Here is a 12,282-nt window from a genome sequence, read left to right as displayed (position 1 = left end):
TTGCCTTCTGAACTGCACGGTAAGGATAGTCCTGCGCAGCAAACCTTGATTCTGACTGCGCTCTCTGGCGAGGTGGCAAGAGTTGCGCATACCCCACCCACTGCCATCCTCTTTACTTATAAAACTTACTGAAGCGGCTCGAAAGAGTTGCTGGCTCAATGGTTTCCCAGCTTTCTGGATCCGCCGTAATGCTGAACATTAGCCAGGCCCGCCACAGAAAAAAAGCAGCGACCATACTCGCTTCAATTGTCGCAAATACAGTAGTGTTATACATGTAGTTCGGATCATCTTTGCCAAAAAGCATCAGCACTGGAAATATCGATGCAAACCAGCCTGCAACGAATGTCAGGCAAAAAGCTATAGCAGCCGTAAATGCCATAAAAATAGGAACTTGATATCTATAGTGAGTCGCGAACATTTTTTCGCCGCTCTCTTTCTGAAGTCCATATATAAAGCCTTCGTTTTCTTCTTTTTTTCTTTTATTTTTAAAAACGCCGTACATGGTCACATTTTCGCCAGCCTCCAGTTCTTCGTAAAACTTATTCGTCAGCTGTAGTTTTGGTATCACGGCCCCATTAATGCTGACATTAGCCTTGTACCCTCCACTTATACGATCCGTATGCCGAACGTAATCGACTTTCCCAGAAAACTTCACGCAATCAAATTTCATTACTACCTATCCCTGCCTTCGCTTAAAAAACCGCATTCAGTTCATGCCAGGAGCCCTTCTATGATGGTTGCAGGTGGGCACGCGGAAGCTACTCAATGCACGCTCTATGAAGCGGCTAGCATCGAGGCCCCCGAGCCATGCCACCATCATCAAACTATCGCTCCTGACACCGTGACGCCTTGATCGACGACCGCCTGACGAACCTAATGCCACGATAATATCACTATGATCTGTTTATCGGAACACGCTCCGCGTGGCTCTATCCTCGCTTTTGAGGATCCGTCTCATGCATCTGAAAGAAGCGTTGGCAGGGGCGTTGCGTGGAGCTCGTGCTCATCAGGGGTTGAATTACGAAGAGTTGGCAGGGGCAACGCACAGAACGTACGTGGGGAAGCTTGAGCAAGCCCGAGCGAATGCGACGTTGGAGAAACTGGACGAGATCGCTGAGTACCTAGGCCTCGATCTTTTGACTATGGTCACTCTCGTCATTGCTGCACAGGGTGAAGAACTCCCTTCTGAGGCTTTGCAGCGTACTGCCTTGCAAGTCAGGGAATTCGAGATGTCTGGAGGGTGGCAGTTGGTGGAGGAGCAATTCAGTGACGGAAAGCTCATCAAGCGCTCCCAAGGCAAGCCAAAGCGGCCCGTTAATGCGAATTACATTCGAGCCCTGAAAACGCAAGGTCTCGACAGAAAAACAATCGCTGAAAAGCTCGGCATTGCCAGAAGCACAGTCCAAAAATATTGGAATACATAAGCCTGCAGAACATCAGCAATCCTGCAATCTAAGCAAATCGCGGTTTATGGCGCGCCCTATCGGGTCGGCTGTCGTAAACCATGCCATGGCTCACGCCAAGTCATGGCCCTATGGGCTTCCATCCTCGCGCCTCCGGCCTTGCTGGCCTGCGCGCTCCGCTTGCTCTAGTAATTTTCATCGACGAGAGAAACTCGGTATACCTCAGCCCTGCGCAATGGTGTGTAGTCATCCTGCCTGTCCATATTTCTGTTGGTAAGGTGCAGTCGCTGGGTGGACAATACGGGTTTGGCCACCTGGTAGCTCGCCATTGAGGAAGGAACCCCGCGCATGAGTCAGAAAGTCCTGAGGCTTCCCCGGAACGAGGTCGGTCGCGACTTCGTCGTCGGTGACATCCACTTCAAGACGATTGATCTCTACAAAGGATTATTGAAGCTCGGTTTCGACAAAGCTATCGACCGAGTCATTGGGGTTGGTGATCTCATAGATCGAGGGCCTGGAGTCCTCGACGGTCTGAAGCTTCTTGGTGAGCCGTGGTTCTTCACCGTTCAAGGTAACCATGAGCAGATGCTTATCAACGCTTACAGGGAAAGCCCCAGCGCTCGTTATGTAGCTCATGGTGCAGGCTGGTGGTCGACCATCGCTGACGAATCGAAAGAGATGGTCATTGGGAAGCTCGAGAGCCTTCCCACAGTCATAGAAATCGAGTCCCCTCGCGGTTTGGTTGGCGTTGTTCATGCTGATGTCCCTGCCGGGATGTCATGGGTCGAGTTCACTCGAGACATATCGATCCCTGCTGTAGAAGAGATCGCGCTGTGGGGGCGCGAGCGGATCAAAAAGCACCATCGAGAAGGTGTCAAAGGGGTCTGGCGTGTCTGCACGGGGCACACCTGGATTCCAGAGCCTGTTCGGCTAGGGAATGTTCTTGCACTTGATTGCACCGGAGGGGGTGAAGGGCCACTCGCTGTCTATTGCGTTCAGGCGGACACGATTTATGTGGAGGGGCGCGCCGTGTCGCTTGACCAGTCAGAGGCTGTTACCGAGCTACTGGACGAACTTGAGCAGGCTTTAGGTCATCTTAAGACCACCACCAACGCTAACAAGCTAATTGATTCACAACGCTTGAGCCATGAGGCCGACGAGTTAGCTCGTCGAGTAAACACTACCTGGCTGACCTTGCGTTCGGAAATTAGCGAAGTCCAGAAGTTACTTAACACGCTTCACGGACTAAGCTTGCTCACCGGCGAACGAAGGGTTGCTAAGCTCGAAGAGCTGAAAATCAAGCATGCAGGCACCCAGATAGAGGGATTGCTGTCGAGACTTCTTGATTGAAGGTTTAGTACCAGTGACCTAGGGGATCTAAGAGAAATGATGGCCGAATCTGTGCGAGTAGTTCGTAAATGAAGCATGTGAGACTAATACGACATGGAGAGAGCGCTGCGAACGCGGGTCAAGCCACTTTAGATCACTCGACCATTCCTCTGACTCCGAAAGGATTCGAGCAAGCGCACCTGGTGGCCCTGTCGTTCAACCATCCTCCGGCTCTGATAGTTGCCTCGCCTTTCACCCGAGCGCATTCAACCGCTATGGCGACCGCAGCGGTGTTTCCTCATATCCCTTTTGAAACTTGGCCCATCCAAGAATTCACTTACCTTGAACCCGCGCGGTGCACTAGCACAACCATCGCTGATCGGCGCGAATGGGTGGAGGCGTATTGGGCCAAAGCAGATCTTGGTTTCACAGATGGTGAAGGCGCAGAGTCATTCCTAGACTTTATATCTCGAGCCCAGTCTTTCCTTAAACGTCTTGCTGAACATCCCGCCCAAGACATCGTTGCGTACTCTCATGGCCAGTTCATTAACGCTGTTGCTTGGCTGATCGAGCTCCAGCCACAGCAAATTGATGGCGGAGCTATGGTGGACTGGCGTGAGTATGAAATCGCGAACCACGTGCCCAATTGTGGTGAGTGCCTGCTTTCGAAAGATCCCGACGAAGCCGGTTGGAGAGTGAGCCGGTCAGCCCCTAAGGAATCACGAATGGATGCAACTTGGCGAGTACCAGGCAGAGCCTATCAAGTCGCTCGTGATCCTGAGCGCCTGCTCATTGAAGAGCGCGCTGAGGCTCTCTCAGCGGCAGGCTATCCAACGGCAGATACTGATACGGCTATGTACGCCGAGGAAAGGCTGAAACAGGCCAGAGCGGCAGCGCGTTCATCCCTGGCAGGTAGCATGAGCGAAAGCACTGGGGGTGAACTCTCTGCGAGAGAGGTATGCCAGGTATTGCGAGAGGCCACCTTCGAGCGACGGGCGATGACAAAGGTGAGCCAGACGTCTTGGGATCAGATTCATGCGGGCCATTTCGTGGTGAGCATCGAGGGTTGGCGGATATCGATTTACAACGACTGTGGCACGCTCGACTACTGCGAAGAATGCGTGAGTCCAGAAGGACGGCGATGGTCGTTTGGCGCAGGGGATCGATTTGGAACAGATCCCATTGCGTTACTCAGCACTTGGGAGCACCAGACGCTTGAACGTCTTCTAAAAGCGCTCTAGGGAGCCAAGGTCGAGCGGGCCTCTACGAGGGCGGCTGTCGTGAACCAAGCCTCGAGTTGCCGAGTCTTGGCCCTTTGGGCTTCCATCCCCCGCCTGCGCGCTCCGCTTGCCACAGTTCCTCCTTCACCGATCTATGAGTGTTGTAGGCCAATATCCTCATCGTGATTTATCCCCCCCGCTTGGAGGATAGTGAGTTGTGCATTGCTGCCGTTGGCTACACGCAGGAATTTTTAAAAAAAATACGGTGAATCCCAGGCAAACTCTCAACATCCATAGGCGGAAAGATACCTCGCGCGGCAGACGCTTCATACCTTATGAGCTAGATGCGTAGGGCCATTGGCAAAGTTTTTGAACCTCTGCGCCGCGCTCCCGGTCATGTATTTCAAATGAAATTCAAACTAAAACCGCCGAAGGAGTGCGGTAGCAAAGCAAGCGGAGCCGACTATGAACGACGATACCAACGATTTACCTGAGGTCGTCCGACGGCAGGTCAAGAAAATCATGTCCGATATTGAGTGCGCTGGATCAATGATTCTGGCCGTCAAAAGTGGTGCGCGAGCTAATGGGTTTGTGCTGGGGTTGGTGTGTGCAGGAGGGATAACCGCAGACCAGGGCGAGGCGCTGTACGAGTATTTTGACCTCGCGACTGAGAAAAGACTCAAGGCACTGACTTTGGGTTTGTCCTAAGGGATGACAATAAAAATCACATGAGGGAACAGAATGAAGAAATTCATTTTCCTTGTGGCGCTTGCCTCGATATTTGGCTGCACCTCCATCCAGACACCGCATGAGCGCGCTGACCCGGTACCAGCAGCCCGAATTTACAGTAACTCAAAAAAATCTGATGCCCAGCTAGTCATGTTGCTCAAGCCGCGACTTGAAGGGTTTTGTAAGGTCAGTTTGTTGATAGATGGGAGGCGTGCCGCTGACTTCCATCCAGGGGAAATTTCCTATTTTGGAACGACGTTCGGAAAGCATTTTTTAGAGGTTCAACCTGTTGCCAATTGCACGAGCTTCAAGTCCAGTTCGACCACGATCAACGTGAAGTCGGGAGATGCCCTATTAATGGTCATAACACCGTCGGCTATAGAGCCGGTCAGTCTGTAACGGGGTTGATTTGTGCGTTCAAAACTACCGACGGCTATGAGCTAGCGAAGCCCATGCAGGAAGATTACGCGGAGGCGCACTGCTCGCCCCCTGAGTTACCACGTCGACAGCTTTTGGGAAAACAGGGGCACGATAGAGAGGAAAAGGAACTTCGTTGCGAGAGCCCCTTTCTTCCCGACTCAGCGGCGAAAGAGTCTGTCTAGAACCAAGAGGGCTACCGCACCGATTGCAATCGCGGCGACCGGTTTCTCTTTAACGAACGTAGATACGCTGTTCAGTGCATCGCCATAGGTTTGAGTCAGCTGACCGGCAGCTTGGCGGCCAGCGCCTTCAGCTTCCAGCTTCGAGTCTCCTAACAACTTCCCAACGACGCTCTGAGCCTTTCCAGCAACCTTTTCAGCTACACCTTCGACTTGTTCACTCTTCATAAATCACCAAACCTTTGCGTCAATTAATTTTCCAAGGGCAGCCTGAGCCAGCGGCCATCTGCACAGCGTTAGGGGGATGACCGTTATGAAAAGTTCAAAGTTGATGAGGCTCAGGAGCTATCCGCAAACCGCTAGCCCACGCCCTTGATTGGGCTATGCTGAGTTTCCCTATGGAGCCCACAAATGCCCAGTGAATACTCATTGCCGGACTTGCTGGAAAGGATGTACCAAAACCAACTCGCCCTAGAGGCAGCCCTGATGGAACTGACGCTTCATGTGGAAGCTCATGGATATGCAGATGTAGGGAATAACGTCCGTGGAGCCCTGGAGACAATCGGCGATAACGCCGGACACATAAAACAGGGCTTGGCGCGTCTCAGCAAGCTCACATGATTCAAAAGCTATTTGATTTTGATCTCAAATGCGCCTCACGCGAGCACTACGTTATTTAAATAGCTGCCACCTTTACCGAAGCCTGAAAGCTTCGCACTAGGCGGCAGTGGCTGAGCTCGCTACAAAGACGTCATCGCACCATGAAGAGCAGCCGCATGGAGCGAGCCGAACGAGGGCAACGGATTCCGAGTGAAGAAGCTAGGGCGTTAAGCCCTAGCGTATCTTACTTTTTCTTTTTCGCAGGCTTCTCTGCCTTCTCTGATTTCTTCGCCTTGTCTGGCTTGCTATCAGCTTTTTTTACGGATTTCTTTGGTTCGGCATCTTTTTTCTTGTCTTTCTTTTCGGCAGATTTTGACAGCGCCGATGCAGCTGCAGTTTTTTTTGCTGGTGAGGACTTTTTGTCTTTCAAGTCCTTGCTGGCTTTCGAAGCTTCGCTTTTGCCTTTCTTGTCGTCTTTAGCCACGTTGACCACCTCTCGGAGTATGCCGTTATTGGCAAATTGCTTGTGCAATTCCTCACAAGCTAATCATTAGGTAAGCGTGTTTTCCGGCAGTTCAGTTTATTAATCATCTGAATGAGGCTTGGTGTTTTAACGATGCCCACCCGTAGCTGATGTTTGTTTCAGGTACACCCTCCCGCAACTGAGAACTTCTTAGCCCTCGATATTCAAGAAAAAGCGCCTTGTTGAAGCTTCAACTCTTCTAACGACTTGTATGCGGAACGCTCCAAGCCGGCAAGGTACTCGCCAAAGCCGCCCTGACATTTGAAGTCCTTACGAGCGCTCGTAATCACCGGGTTAGAAGCTGTCCAGACGATACGTGCTCCGGCGCTCTCAAGGTCGGCAACCATGCGAACATCTTCGTGTGCGCTTAGGTGCTTAAACCCTCCCGCGCGCTCATAGGCATGCGCGCTCATCCCAAGATTGGCGCCATGAACGTGTCGATGGTTCTCAGTGAATTGGTACAGCTCAAGATATTTTGCACGTGCCAAATCGCTGTATTCGCTCCAGTTGTCCACTTCAACCGTACCGCACACTGCGTCAGCCTTGAATGCAATCTGGCGAGCCAGCCAGTCGGCGGGAACAACCGTGTCCGCGTCAGTGAATGCGAGCCACAATGCCCCGTCATCTAGTAGGCATTGTGAACCTACCGCTCGCGCCTTCCCTACGTTCTTGAACGAAACGCTAAGCTGCGACACCTCATGCATCGACACTAGGGCCCTTGTGTCATCCGAACAAGCGTCTAGCACCACGACGATTTTGACCACCTGATCTTTGATATCTGGGTGACATGCGGATTCCAGAATGGACGCAAGGCAGGCTGAAATGCACCTTTCTTCGTTGTGCGCGGGTATCACAACACCGATCATTGACGTTCCCTCGAATAGGCGAAGTGGCTCTGCTATATCCGACACCGCTCTCTAATCGAAGGTTTAAAGATTCGAATTACGAATCTTCAGTAGAGAGCAGGTGGAAATCGAAGACAGACGCCCTACTACTCTCCTAGAGCGGTATCCAAAACATCATTACTCCAAACCCGCGCACCAATCTCAGCGTTGCAGGCATTTCATGACCGTTTCAATGGTCTCAGTGGTTATCTCGGAAGTACCACGAGCTAAGATATTCAGCTCGCAAAATTGGTGTAGTCGCCGCACGCCAATGAAACGCGCGGCGAAAGGGATTTAGGCATTCGGCTTTATCTGCGCTCCAGATCCAAGGTCAGCCCCTGTGACAGGATTAGAGTCTGGATCGGACATAGTCCGGGCCTTCAAGTCCATAAGAATGGACTCGTCCTCTGGGCTCAATTGAACGCTTGCGGTACCGTCCCCACCATCCACAGCCGGCCCCGGCTGCTCTACATACTCCCAGTCATCACCCTGATTCCATGGCCCTCGAGTGCTCTCTGCGCCTTGGGACATGTTGAAATAGACATTGGTAAACTCAGGCATGCCGGGTAGTTTCCCTTGGGGAAAGTTAGGCTGGATCGCGTGCAGAGCTTTTTCAAAGGAGAGTTGATGCGCTATTTCGCGCGTCATCAAAAAGCCTAGGGCTTCTTTCACCCCAGGGTCGTCCGTGACGTTCATCAGCCGCTCATACACGATCTTGGCCCGCGCCTCGGCGGCGATGTTAGAACGAAAATCTGCGGTGGGCTCGCCGATGGTGTCTACGTAGGCAGCTGACCAAGGCACACCAGCGGAGTTGGTTAGCGGTGCACCAGCGCCATACAACAAGCTCGTAATGTGCGAATCATTACCGGCGCCGTTCATGGAGCGATACAGCTCACCCTCTTCCTCAACGCCTTCGGCCATACGCCCCTTGGCGCCTTTGTTTAGCATCACGATGATCGAACCAACGATCTCCAAATGGCTCAGCTCTTCGGTTGCGATGTCCATAAGCAGATCTTTCCGTCCTGGATCATCTTCGGCCAATGCTTGTGTGAAATATCGGGACGCGGCGGCCAGTTCTCCATTTGCTCCGCCAAACTGCTCAAGTAAAAGATTCGCTAAACCTGGATTAGGCTGCGCAACACGCACGGTATATTGAAGACGTTTGTTATGTAGAAACATGATAGATCTCCTCAGACCATAAGACGTCGCTGCTCATTCGATGACTTACCAAATGCGGCGTCCACAGGTATCTGAAGGGCTGCCCCTCAATTAATTTAATAAACATCCGGCTGTACTGACCAGCGGCGGTAAATAACGTTATTCTCACCGGTCGTCGTCAATCTGAGAGATTATTAAAACTATCACTGAGGTAAATCATCGATATCGCGACGAAACCCAGTCTTGGTGAAGATGACGTGTTTTCGATTCCGAAACGCCACTACCCCCGTAATTCACTATGACCTTGCCCGACTTGAAAGCCTGAGGTGGCAAAAGGGGCGGACGCGTGGGCGAGGGGCAACGTCATACAGATCCAAGATCCCACCTGTAGCAATGACCATCATTCAACTCAAAAACATCATCTCCTCCGAAATAATGAACGCGTGTCTACCTTTGGTCTCTGAACTGTATGTGGTTAATACTTAATTATGGAGAAATATAAAATGAATAAGCACATTGATTCAGATAACAGCGTCATACCAAGTAAAGATACCACCACGCCGCCTACGCAAATCGACCTACAACACGCGGGTCTTTCAGACGACGAGAGAGCCAGCCGAGAAGATGATGAAATAGCGAATGGAGGTCGCGTCACACCGGGCCCCGCCGATATTGAGAGAACTTCCCAAACCAAATAAAACCTAGCTTTCAAGCTACAGATGCAATGATGCACTACATACCCCATCTATAACCAGGAGGATTTTCATGCGACCTCAGACCACATTTATATTTGACCTTGATGGCACACTGACCGACAGCGTTTATCAAAACGTTGCGGCTTGGAAAGAGGCGCTGAATTCAGAGGGAATTCCGCTCGCAATGTGGCGCATTCATCGAAAGATAGGAATGAGTGGAGGCCTAATGCTGAAAACTTTGTCACGCGAAACCGGCGTGACAATTACTGATAAGCAAGGAGAAGTATTAACTAAAAAGCATGCAGCTGCATATCAAGCGCTTAAGGGACAAATCTCTGCACTTCCAGGTTCAGTCGAACTGCTGCAGACGCTTACGGACGAAAAAATACGGTGGTGTATTGCTACCAGTGGTGGGTCGTCCACTGCGAAGATCAACTTGAAGGTTCTTGGCCTAGATATTAATAATATCAATATCATCACACGTGACGATGTTAAATACGGCAAACCTGATCCAGATCTTTTCCTTGCAGCAGCCAAAAAACTCAAGGTACCCATCGAAGACTGCGTCGTGGTTGGAGACGCGATATGGGACATGCTTGCAGCACGACGATGTAAAGCAACAGGTGTTGGCTTGCTATCAGGCGGCTACGATATTAGCGAGCTGGAAAGAGCAGGAGCTCTGAGAGTTTACGAGGATCCTCAAGACCTGTTACGACATTTAGAGGAAATCGCTGCTAGGCCGTAAGTTCTGATAGTCGTTAGTCTATGCAGTTCGCCCAATGACTCCACAACTCAGTTTTTATGTTTACCGATGGTCTGTGAGCTCACATAGCCCAAACTGTGTCTCAGATAGCAAACCTAAAAACTGTCGAGGGGGCGTCTTAAAAACCTAATTTCTTGGTGGAGGTTGGAGCCCGTTGTCATCAAAGTTTTTTGAGCATATCTTGTAAAAAACTTATACAAGGTTCACCGCATTGTACAAGAACGAGAAATGGCCTCTGACGCTTTATTTTGACGGTCAGTGCCCGCTCTGCGCGCGAGAAATCAAGCTCCTAAGGGCGAGGGCCACGCCTGATCGTCTTCTATTTGTCGATATCAGCGCGGCAACCTTCAACGCTGAATATCTCGAGTTCACGCTCGTTGAAATGCAGTCGTCACTGCACGCAAGGTTTGGCGATGGAACCTGGGTCACTGGGTTGGACGCTACGCTTTGGAGCTGGCGAGCAGCGGGTCTCGGTATCTGGGCCGCGCCGTTATCATGGCGGTCGACCAGGCCACTTCTAAACTTTGGGTATCGCCTGTTTTGCTGGTTGCGTCCGCATTTAGCATGGCTGCCCCATCCTGATGGCAGCGTTCGGTGTCGCGATGAGCGCTGTGCGGTGACAGACACCCAACGCGCCCCTTGTAGCCAGATGTCGGCTGTTAGAGGTGTTGATGAAAAACGTTAAGCGCCTGTGCCTAGTCTTGGGTGATCAGCTGTCGTTCGACCTTGCCGCACTGCAGGGCGTTGATATCGAGTTCGATATCGTGCTCATGGTCGAGGTGATGGAGGAAGCCAGCTATGTTCCTCATCATCCGCAAAAGATCACCTTGATCTTCAGCGCTATGCGCCACTTCACCGAGGCGCTACAGCAACGGGGAGTCAAGGTGCAGTACGTAAAGCTCGATGACCCAGAAAATACTGGATCGGTGCCGCGCGAGTTACAGCGGTGGCACGCACTCTGGCAACCAGATGAAATCCACATCACTGAGTGCGGTGACTGGCGGTTGGAGCAATCGATAAAGGACTGTGGCTTGGCGATAACGTGGCATTCGGATTCTCGCTTTCTCTGCTCCCGTGCCGAGTTCTCTACCTGGGCGAATGGTAAAAAGCAGCTGCGCATGGAGTTCTTCTACCGCGAGATGCGCCGTAAGAGCCGATTATTACTCAATGGCGACGGCAGCCCGGTCGGAGGCGCCTGGAACTTTGATGCGGAAAACAGAAAGTCATTACCCAAGGGCGTAAGGCCTCCATCTCCCGCACGTTTTACTCCTGACGCAATTACGCGAGATGTTCTTGCGTTAGTTGGCAAAAATTTCACAAGCCACTACGGTACGCTCGACACATTCGACTACCCGGTAACCCATGCGGAAGCTCAGGCCCTCTGGGATTACTTTCTCGACTGGGGCTTGGCAGCCTTCGGCGACTACCAAGACGCGATGGCCAGTAACGAGCCGTTCCTGTTTCATGCCCGAATAAGCGCCGCGCTGAATATTGGACTGCTGGATCTTCGTCAGCTGTGCAGCGATGTTGAATCGGCGTACCTGTCGGGCATCATTGCGCTGAACGCTGCCGAAGGTTTTATTCGACAACTGATCGGCTGGCGGGAGTATGTCCGAGGCGTCTACTGGCTGAAGATGCCTGACTATGCCGACGGCAACGCATTCGGTAATTCGCGGTCGCTCCCAGAGTTCTACTGGACGGGCGATACGCGGATGAATTGCATGCGCCAAGCCATCAACCAGAGCCTTGAGCATGGCTACGCTCACCACATCCAAAGGCTCATGGTGACTGGCAACTTCGCACTGCTGGCAGGTATCGCACCGAGTCAGATATGTGAGTGGTATCTGGCGATCTACATGGACGCTTTCGATTGGGTGGAGCTGCCCAATACACTCGGCATGGTCATGCATGCCGACGGCGGGTATCTAGGTTCCAAGCCCTACTGCGCGAGCGGTCAATACATCAAGCGAATGTCTGATTATTGCCGTGGTTGCACCTACAAGGTAAGCGAAAGCACCAGCGATGACGCCTGCCCTTTTAACTCGCTCTATTGGCACTTCCTGATGCGTCACGGCGACCGCCTTCGTGGCAATCAGCGCATGGCCATGATTTATAAAAACCTCGACCGCATGGATGAATCCAAGCAGCAAGCACTCTGGCAGCGTGGCCAGTGGTTACTTGCAGAACTGGATGAAGGCAGGACAATTTGAAAAAGAGTGAGCTTCCAATCAAAACCTGCGTAACCTGCGGCCTGCCCTTCGCGTGGCGGAAGAAATGGGCTCGCTGCTGGGAGGAAGTTCGTTATTGCTCTGAGCGCTGCCGGAGAAGTAAAAGCTGAAACAAAAAATGGCCATCGCCGGCCCGTTTGTATTGACCCCT

Annotated in this window: 15 protein-coding genes and 1 pseudogene; 11 read left to right on the top strand and 5 right to left on the bottom strand. The window is 51.9% G+C overall.

What is annotated here, in order from left to right; all coding sequences use genetic code 11:
* Positions 1-112 precede the first annotated feature (112 nt).
* On the bottom strand, positions 113-670 hold the full coding sequence (locus ACP7C6_RS11495; RefSeq protein ID WP_426108753.1) for a hypothetical protein: 558 nt from the start codon (positions 668-670) through the stop codon (positions 113-115).
* A 286-nt stretch (positions 671-956) separates the two neighbouring features.
* Here ACP7C6_RS11495 and ACP7C6_RS11490 point away from each other — a divergent pair, with 286 nt between their 5' ends.
* The 6 genes and pseudogenes from ACP7C6_RS11490 to ACP7C6_RS11465 all read left to right on the top strand — a co-directional run bounded on the left by ACP7C6_RS11490 (position 957) and on the right by ACP7C6_RS11465 (position 5,080).
* Positions 957-1,424 carry a helix-turn-helix domain-containing protein gene (locus ACP7C6_RS11490; RefSeq protein ID WP_426108752.1) on the top strand — a complete coding sequence of 156 codons (468 nt, stop codon included), beginning with the start codon at positions 957-959 and terminating at the stop codon, positions 1,422-1,424.
* A gap of 327 nt (positions 1,425-1,751) precedes the next feature.
* Entirely contained in the window at positions 1,752-2,753 is a 1,002-nt protein-coding gene (locus ACP7C6_RS11485; protein WP_426108751.1) for a metallophosphoesterase, read from the top strand.
* 68 nt (positions 2,754-2,821) lie between these two features.
* Positions 2,822-3,430: pseudogene (locus tag ACP7C6_RS11480) on the top strand (histidine phosphatase family protein); the annotation flags it as partial.
* A gap of 27 nt (positions 3,431-3,457) precedes the next feature.
* Complete coding sequence (locus ACP7C6_RS11475; protein WP_426108790.1) at positions 3,458-3,973, top strand: DUF7693 family protein; 516 nt, start codon at positions 3,458-3,460, stop codon at positions 3,971-3,973.
* 444 nt (positions 3,974-4,417) lie between these two features.
* The gene (locus ACP7C6_RS11470; RefSeq protein ID WP_426108750.1) at positions 4,418-4,660 is read left to right on the top strand and encodes a hypothetical protein; all 243 of its coding nucleotides are present in this window, start codon (positions 4,418-4,420) and stop codon (positions 4,658-4,660) included.
* 33 nt (positions 4,661-4,693) lie between these two features.
* The gene (locus ACP7C6_RS11465; RefSeq protein ID WP_426108749.1) at positions 4,694-5,080 is read left to right on the top strand and encodes a hypothetical protein; all 387 of its coding nucleotides are present in this window, start codon (positions 4,694-4,696) and stop codon (positions 5,078-5,080) included.
* Positions 5,081-5,259: 179 nt separating this feature from the next.
* On the opposite strand, the gene ACP7C6_RS11460 is transcribed toward ACP7C6_RS11465, so the two are convergent.
* Positions 5,260-5,508, bottom strand: a complete 249-nt coding sequence (locus ACP7C6_RS11460; protein WP_426108748.1) for a CsbD family protein — start codon at positions 5,506-5,508, stop codon at positions 5,260-5,262.
* A gap of 183 nt (positions 5,509-5,691) precedes the next feature.
* Between ACP7C6_RS11460 and ACP7C6_RS11455 the strand changes: the two genes are divergently transcribed.
* Positions 5,692-5,901: a hypothetical protein gene (locus ACP7C6_RS11455; protein WP_426108747.1), complete on the top strand. Its 210-nt coding sequence runs from the start codon at positions 5,692-5,694 to the stop codon at positions 5,899-5,901.
* A gap of 223 nt (positions 5,902-6,124) precedes the next feature.
* Here ACP7C6_RS11455 and ACP7C6_RS11450 read toward each other — a convergent pair whose 3' ends face one another.
* From ACP7C6_RS11450 to ACP7C6_RS11440, 3 genes are all read right to left on the bottom strand, one after another.
* A complete protein-coding gene (locus tag ACP7C6_RS11450) occupies positions 6,125-6,373 on the bottom strand; it encodes a hypothetical protein (protein ID WP_426108789.1) in 249 nt (82 codons plus the stop codon).
* A gap of 194 nt (positions 6,374-6,567) precedes the next feature.
* The gene (locus tag ACP7C6_RS11445) at positions 6,568-7,269 is read right to left on the bottom strand and encodes a glycosyltransferase (protein WP_426108746.1); all 702 of its coding nucleotides are present in this window, start codon (positions 7,267-7,269) and stop codon (positions 6,568-6,570) included.
* A gap of 312 nt (positions 7,270-7,581) precedes the next feature.
* Positions 7,582-8,466: a manganese catalase family protein gene (locus ACP7C6_RS11440; RefSeq protein WP_426108745.1), complete on the bottom strand. Its 885-nt coding sequence runs from the start codon at positions 8,464-8,466 to the stop codon at positions 7,582-7,584.
* 744 nt (positions 8,467-9,210) lie between these two features.
* Between ACP7C6_RS11440 and ACP7C6_RS11435 the strand changes: the two genes are divergently transcribed.
* The 4 genes from ACP7C6_RS11435 to ACP7C6_RS11420 all read left to right on the top strand — a co-directional run bounded on the left by ACP7C6_RS11435 (position 9,211) and on the right by ACP7C6_RS11420 (position 12,241).
* The gene (locus ACP7C6_RS11435; protein ID WP_426108744.1) at positions 9,211-9,885 is read left to right on the top strand and encodes an HAD family hydrolase; all 675 of its coding nucleotides are present in this window, start codon (positions 9,211-9,213) and stop codon (positions 9,883-9,885) included.
* Positions 9,886-10,114: 229 nt separating this feature from the next.
* A complete protein-coding gene (locus tag ACP7C6_RS11430) occupies positions 10,115-10,588 on the top strand; it encodes a thiol-disulfide oxidoreductase DCC family protein (protein ID WP_426108743.1) in 474 nt (157 codons plus the stop codon).
* On the top strand, positions 10,575-12,113 hold the full coding sequence (locus tag ACP7C6_RS11425) for a cryptochrome/photolyase family protein (RefSeq protein ID WP_426108742.1): 1,539 nt from the start codon (positions 10,575-10,577) through the stop codon (positions 12,111-12,113). The genes ACP7C6_RS11430 and ACP7C6_RS11425 overlap by 14 nt, the downstream gene beginning before the upstream one ends.
* The gene (locus tag ACP7C6_RS11420) at positions 12,110-12,241 is read left to right on the top strand and encodes a DUF2256 domain-containing protein (protein ID WP_426108741.1); all 132 of its coding nucleotides are present in this window, start codon (positions 12,110-12,112) and stop codon (positions 12,239-12,241) included. Before ACP7C6_RS11425 ends, ACP7C6_RS11420 begins: the two co-directional genes overlap by 4 nt.
* Positions 12,242-12,282: the final 41 nt, after the last annotated feature.

The organism is Pseudomonas sp. TWR1-1-4, from assembly GCF_049897165.1.
Lineage (GTDB): Bacteria > Pseudomonadota > Gammaproteobacteria > Pseudomonadales > Pseudomonadaceae > Aquipseudomonas > Aquipseudomonas canadensis.
This window is presented reverse-complemented; position numbering and strand designations above follow the sequence as displayed.

Coding starts and splice junctions, on each gene's coding strand:
- ACP7C6_RS11465 (WP_426108749.1), top strand. CDS start 4,694: ATGAAGAAATTCATTTTCCTTGTGGCGCTTGCCTCGATATTTGGCTGC.
- ACP7C6_RS11445 (WP_426108746.1), bottom strand. CDS start 7,269: ATGATCGGTGTTGTGATACCCGCGCACAACGAAGAAAGGTGCATTTCA.
- ACP7C6_RS11435 (WP_426108744.1), top strand. CDS start 9,211: ATGCGACCTCAGACCACATTTATATTTGACCTTGATGGCACACTGACC.
- ACP7C6_RS11475 (WP_426108790.1), top strand. CDS start 3,458: ATGGATGCAACTTGGCGAGTACCAGGCAGAGCCTATCAAGTCGCTCGT.
- ACP7C6_RS11490 (WP_426108752.1), top strand. CDS start 957: ATGCATCTGAAAGAAGCGTTGGCAGGGGCGTTGCGTGGAGCTCGTGCT.
- ACP7C6_RS11425 (WP_426108742.1), top strand. CDS start 10,575: ATGAAAAACGTTAAGCGCCTGTGCCTAGTCTTGGGTGATCAGCTGTCG.
- ACP7C6_RS11455 (WP_426108747.1), top strand. CDS start 5,692: ATGCCCAGTGAATACTCATTGCCGGACTTGCTGGAAAGGATGTACCAA.
- ACP7C6_RS11440 (WP_426108745.1), bottom strand. CDS start 8,466: ATGTTTCTACATAACAAACGTCTTCAATATACCGTGCGTGTTGCGCAG.
- ACP7C6_RS11460 (WP_426108748.1), bottom strand. CDS start 5,508: ATGAAGAGTGAACAAGTCGAAGGTGTAGCTGAAAAGGTTGCTGGAAAG.
- ACP7C6_RS11470 (WP_426108750.1), top strand. CDS start 4,418: ATGAACGACGATACCAACGATTTACCTGAGGTCGTCCGACGGCAGGTC.
- ACP7C6_RS11495 (WP_426108753.1), bottom strand. CDS start 670: ATGAAATTTGATTGCGTGAAGTTTTCTGGGAAAGTCGATTACGTTCGG.
- ACP7C6_RS11485 (WP_426108751.1), top strand. CDS start 1,752: ATGAGTCAGAAAGTCCTGAGGCTTCCCCGGAACGAGGTCGGTCGCGAC.